1 protein-coding gene is annotated in these 1540 nt (G+C 49.9%); it reads right to left on the bottom strand.

Annotated features, from left to right (window positions below; translation table 11 throughout):
* Positions 1-85 precede the first annotated feature (85 nt).
* Positions 86-1432 carry an ISNCY family transposase gene (locus tag D6C13_RS25260; RefSeq protein WP_167458088.1) on the bottom strand — a complete coding sequence of 449 codons (1347 nt, stop codon included), beginning with the start codon at positions 1430-1432 and terminating at the stop codon, positions 86-88.
* Positions 1433-1540: the final 108 nt, after the last annotated feature.

The following is a 1540-nucleotide window of genomic DNA, read 5'->3' as shown; positions in this document are numbered from 1 at the left end:
TGTCTATCCCAGTTTAAAATGTCACCCTCAGTTCCAAAGTTAAAATGTCACCTTTATGTCTGACAATGTCAGAAAGAATAGGGGGTTAGCGTTTCAAACTGGCCCGGAATTCTGCAGGATTAGCCAGTACCGGATTGATGGCTTTTAGCTGTTCCTGAACCCTTGCCTGAGCGCGTCGTTTAGGCATTTTCTTGCTACGCTCCCTTTTCCCATCTTGTTCTCTTTCATCCTGATGAACCTGTGCCAGCCTCAGCACTGCGCCCAGCCGCTTGTTGTCTACGATGGCACCCTGGTCAACGCAGGCCAGCTTGTCGAACGCCTGATACGAGAGTGTTCTGTGGGCATATTTGAACGCCAATGTGCCGTCTGGATAATCAAATACTTCAATTTTTTGACCGGCGATACGCGTGTTTTCTTCAGTAGGGTCAAGAAGATAAAGGATTTTATCGTACTGAAATGTCAGTGATTTTGAGAGCGTCCTCAGTTCATGCCACGCGAAGATATCGGCCAGTTCCGCAGGCGTTTCCTGTACAGGCCGGTGGAGATCTTTGGGGTATTTGGCTGGTCTGGCAAAGCGCCGGTTGAAGTCGCTGACGAATGTCTCAACCCAATGATTAGCAGATTCAATAGAGCTGATATTTTCCAGCCGCATTTCCTTCACTAACCGATCCTGCAGTGTTTTATTGGCCCGTTCGACGCGACCTTTGGCCTGAGAGCTGTTGGCACAAATCAGCTCGATGGCCATGTCATGTAAAACCCGGCCAAACTGGGTAACACCTGTCTGACGGGTTTCTGCCTGACTGACGCGGAATACGGCGTGTTTATCGCTGTAATATGCGACCGGTTTTCCATGCTTTTCAATATATTGACGTGTCGCGTTCATGTAATCGAAGGCTGATTCAGTCTCGCAAAAATGCAAATGCATCAGACGGCCGGTGGCATCATCAATGAAGACCAGCAGGCAGCATTTATCTGCGCGGCCTTCGAACCAGTCATGGTGAGAACCATCAATCTGGACCAGTTCACCCAGACAGTCGCGTTGATAACGAGGCTGATAAACCCGGGGCTTACGCCGCGAGTGTGGTACCCAGAGACCATCAGCGGTCATCCAGTTGCGCAGCGTCTCAGTGGAGATCCTGATGCAATGACGTTCGAGAAGCTTCTCGGCGGCTAACGTAGGGCCGAAATCGCTATATTTTTCACGTAGCAGCATCAGAATTTTAAACCGGAGTTCATCAGGGGCACGATTGTTTGCGGGCTTGCCGCGTTTTCGGGAAGAAAGTCCGGCAGCGCCTTCAATCTGATAGCGGTTGAGAAGACGTTGCACCTGACGAATGCTGAGGTTCAGGAGTTTGGCGGCGCGCGACTGCGTCAGACGTTTATCGCATAGCTGCTGTAAAACAGGGATTCGATCGAGTTCTTTCTGGCTCATGGTGACCAACATAATAGTGATACTCCTGGCTGCCTGAATAAGAACAGGCTAACCGGAGTACGACATTTTAACTTTGCTAGAACACGACATTATCGCTTTGCGCTGACA

It is taken from the genome of Rahnella woolbedingensis, assembly GCF_003602095.1.
Lineage (GTDB): Bacteria > Pseudomonadota > Gammaproteobacteria > Enterobacterales > Enterobacteriaceae > Rahnella > Rahnella woolbedingensis.
Note: the sequence above shows the minus strand (reverse complement) of the source record. Positions and strands in the feature narration are given on the sequence as shown.